The following is a 3,629-nucleotide window of genomic DNA, read 5'->3' as shown; positions in this document are numbered from 1 at the left end:
CCGCCGCATCCTCATCACTGGGGCAGACGGTTTTCTGGGCCGCAGTGTAGTGGCGGCGTTGGCACGCGAGCAGACAGGCGTGATCGTGGCGGCCGATGTGCGCGAGGTGCCAGCTGAGCGCCGTCTGCCGGGCGTGGGCTATCTGGAGCAGGACGTGCGCGACCCCACGCTGGTGCAGACGCTGGCCGACCATGCCATCGACAGCGTGGTTCATCTAGCGTCCATTGTCACGCCTGGCAAGGGCTCCAGCCGCGAGTTTGAATATTCGGTGGACGTGCTAGGCAGCAAGAACGTGCTGGATGCTTGCGTCTCCGCGGGCGTGAAGCAGCTTGTCGTGAGCTCTAGTGGCGCGGCCTATGGCTACCACGCTGACAACCCCGCTTGGCTGTGCGAGACAGACGCACTGCGAGGCAACGAGGTGTTTGCCTATTCTCACCACAAGCGGTTGGTGGAGGAGATGCTGGCGCTGTACCGCACTCAGCACCCTGGGCTGGCGCAGACGGTGCTGCGCATTGGCACCATCCTGGGCGAACGGGTGGACAACCAGATCACCGCGTTGTTTGAGAAACCGCGCCTGCTGGCCATCCGGGGCAGTGCCAGCCCCTTTGTTTTTGTCTGGGACGACGATGTGACTGGCGCCATCCTGCATGCGCTGCGCACGCAGCGCGCCGGGTGCTTCAACCTGGCAGGTGACGGCGCCTTGCCCCTGCGCGAGATCGCTCAGCGCCTGGGCAAGCCTGTGCTGGAGCTGCCTGCCGGGCTGCTGCGCACCGCACTGGCCGTGGGCTCCGCGCTGGGGGTGAGCCGCTACGGTCCCGAGCAGCTGGATTTTTTGCGCTACCGGCCCGTGCTGCTGAACACGGCGCTCAAGCAAGAGCTGGGCTATGTGCCCGGCAAAACCAGCGCTCAGGCGTTCGAGGCTTTTGTCGCCGCACGGGCCCGGCAGGGCAGGCCTGTGGCGGTGGGTGCGCCGGTGGCTACCGCATGAGTGCGCCAGCGGCGTTGAGCCGTGGCGACTTGCTGCGCGCGTTCGCTGTGGTGGTCATCTGGGGGCTGAACTTTGTGGTGATGAAGCTGGGCTTGCAGGGGCTCAGTCCTATGCTGCTGGGCGCCCTGCGGTTTACCGCGGCGTCGCTGCCATTCCTGCTCTTCGTGCCGCTCCCGTCGCTGCCCTGGCGTTTTGTGGTGGGTTATGGACTGGCGCAGGGGCTGGGGCAGTTCGGCTTTTTGTTCCTGGGGCTGCAGCTGGGGATGACGGCCGGAATGGCCTCGGTGGTCATGCAGACGCAGGCGTTTTTTACCCTGCTGCTGGCCGTGCCCCTGCTGGACGAGCGTGCCAAGCCCTGGCAATGGTGGGGGCTCACGCTGGCGTTCGGGGGACTCATGACCATAGGCCTTGAGCATGGCGAAGGGCCGGGTCAGATGACGCTGGCGGGGTTTGTGCTCACGCTCGGGGCGGCCTTCATGTGGGCGGTGTCCAACCTGGTGGCGCGCCGAGCGGCACAGGCTGGGGCCTATGCGCCATTCCCCTTCATCGTGTGGAGCAGTCTGGTACCCATCGTACCGTTTTGTGCCCTGGCGGTGTGGAGTGATGGTGTGGTTGGCGTGGGCGCGCAGCTGCGGGCCATCAATGGCTCGGCGCTGCTGGCCGTGGGCTACCTGGCCTTTTTGGCCACCTTGCTGGCCTACACGCTCTGGACACAGCTGCTGCAACGCCATGCGGCCGGGCGGGTCACGCCCTTTTCGCTGCTGGTGCCCGTGGTGGGGCTGTGGGCTGCTTATGCCTTTTTGGGCGAAACACCCCGTCTGCTGCAATGGGCGGGCGCCGCAACCGTGTTGTGTGGGTTGGTGGTCAACCAGACTGGGGGCTGGCTGGTGGCGCGCTGGCGGCGCAACGCAGAGACCCACCCGACGGCTCCCTAGAATCCGGGACCGACGCAGGCTTGGGCGGAGTGCCTGCGCAACAAACCTAAGGATGCAGGATGTCTGAGAACGTGGTGTTGCAGGTGGAAGGCTTGTGTTTTTCCTACCCGGAATGTGGGGTGCTGGAACAGTGGTCGGCGGCGCTGCCCGCAGGCTTGGTGCTGGCACTCGGCGACGAAAGCAGTGGCAAAACCACGCTGTTGCGCCTGTTGGCGGGGGAGCTGACCGCACAGGCCGGGCGCATCACGCTGCAGGGCACAAACCCAGGTGAAGACCCCAAGGCCTATGCGCAAAAAGTCTTCTGGGTCGACCCCCGCTCGGGCGATCTGGACACACTCACCGCCAGTGGCTTGCTGGACAGCCTGTCTGTCCGTTACCCACTGTGGGATGCCGCCGCGCTGGATGCTCACATCGAAGGCTTCGCGCTGCACGAGCACCTGCACAAACCGTTGTATGCGCTGTCCACCGGCACAAAACGCAAGGTGTTCATGGCCGGTGCCCTGGCCTCGAATGCCCCTTTGACCCTGATCGATGAACCCGTGGGCGGCCTGGACAAACCGTCCATCCGTTACCTGGCGCAGGCCCTGGCGTCCCAGGCCACCCGGTCAGACCGCCTGATCGTGGTGGCGCACTACGAAACCTTGGCGGATGTGCCCTGGGGATCGGTGGTCGATCTGGTGCGGCGCTGATCGTTTTGGGGCTTCTGCCTTGCAGACTGCGGTGTGCCAGGGTCTGCCGTAGACTGGCCGACTCTCCCCTCTCGATTCATCCCGCAAGGACTGCTTCATGGACGCGCTGCTATTCGTTCCGGTGGCCATCGCCATCTCGCTCACCCCGGGGCCCAACAATTTTTGTGGCCTCAACAACGGCATCCGCGCTGGTGTGGGTGCGGCCATGATTGCTACTCTGGGCCGTGCGGCGGCGTTTGCCATCTTTCTCATCGTGTCGGCCGTGGGGCTGGGGGCCATGCTGCTCGCGTCCGAAGCGGCTTTCACGGCAGTGAAATGGGTGGGCGCCGCCTATCTGTTCTGGCTCGGCTGGCGCGCCTGGCGCAGCCGCGAATTCAGTGGCCTGGCGCTGGAGGACGTGCCGGGCAACGGTTCCCAGTCAGGCCAGTCAGCACTGGTGAACCTGCGGGCCCTTATCGCGCAAGAGTTCTTGCTGGGCATCACCAACCCCAAGGCCATCATCCTGTTTGCGGCGATCTTCCCGCAGTTCATCGACCCCGGGCAGCCTGCAGCGCGCCAGTTCCTGGTGCTGGGCTCCATCTACCTGGGCAGCGAATTCGTCTCGACCGCCGTGTACGCCAGCTTTGGCCGCCAGATCCGCCGCTTCATCCGCACCTCGCGCGGGGTGGCGCGGCTCAACAAGGCTACGGGCGGTTTCTTCATGGGGGCTGGTGGTCTTTTGTTGGCCACCAACCGCTGATTGCCTGCGCGGGGGCCTGGTAAACCCCGCCCAAAGCACGCGTAAATCCTCGGTAAAGGTCCCCCGCCCGGCGGCAAATCCTGGGGGGGCGCTGGCTACCATACCCCCTTGCCTATTCACCCACGACTTACGCAAAAAAGGTTTCAGTCAAAACGCCCGTTCCGAGGCGTCAACCGCTCCCGCCCCATTGTTTGCGTAAGTCTTGCCACCATTTCGCCTGACCATGCCCTTGATCCGTTCGTATGCCCGTCCGCAGCGGTCTGCAGTTTCTCAGTGGG

4 protein-coding genes are annotated in these 3,629 nt (G+C 65.0%); all 4 read left to right on the top strand.

Features of this window, described 5'->3' with window-relative positions; translation table 11 throughout:
• A partial coding sequence (locus DBR12_RS12065) for an SDR family oxidoreductase (protein WP_199226680.1) occupies positions 1-988 on the top strand: 988 nt, incomplete at its 5' end.
• Positions 985-1,923 (top strand): EamA family transporter, encoded by a 939-nt coding sequence (locus DBR12_RS12060; protein WP_108617462.1) that lies wholly within the window; start codon positions 985-987, stop codon positions 1,921-1,923. The genes DBR12_RS12065 and DBR12_RS12060, both read left to right, overlap by 4 nt.
• Positions 1,924-1,982: 59 nt before the next feature.
• A complete protein-coding gene (locus DBR12_RS12055; protein ID WP_108617461.1) occupies positions 1,983-2,612 on the top strand; it encodes an ATP-binding cassette domain-containing protein in 630 nt (209 codons plus the stop codon).
• Between the two features lie 97 nt (positions 2,613-2,709).
• Positions 2,710-3,351 carry a LysE family translocator gene (locus tag DBR12_RS12050; protein ID WP_108617460.1) on the top strand — a complete coding sequence of 214 codons (642 nt, stop codon included), beginning with the start codon at positions 2,710-2,712 and terminating at the stop codon, positions 3,349-3,351.
• Positions 3,352-3,629 lie beyond the last annotated feature (278 nt).

Origin of the sequence: Acidovorax sp. HMWF029, from assembly GCF_003060895.1 — a bacterium.
In the GTDB taxonomy this organism is placed as follows: domain Bacteria; phylum Pseudomonadota; class Gammaproteobacteria; order Burkholderiales; family Burkholderiaceae_C; genus Acidovorax.
The sequence above is the reverse complement of the archived record's forward strand: the minus strand, read 5'-3'. Positions and strand labels throughout refer to the sequence as shown.

What these genes read in the sequence shown, in the direction of transcription:
- DBR12_RS12060 (WP_108617462.1), top strand. Translation starts at nt 985, where the DNA reads ATGAGTGCGCCAGCGGCGTTGAGCCGTGGCGACTTGCTGCGCGCGTTC.
- DBR12_RS12055 (WP_108617461.1), top strand. Translation starts at nt 1,983, where the DNA reads ATGTCTGAGAACGTGGTGTTGCAGGTGGAAGGCTTGTGTTTTTCCTAC.
- DBR12_RS12050 (WP_108617460.1), top strand. Translation starts at nt 2,710, where the DNA reads ATGGACGCGCTGCTATTCGTTCCGGTGGCCATCGCCATCTCGCTCACC.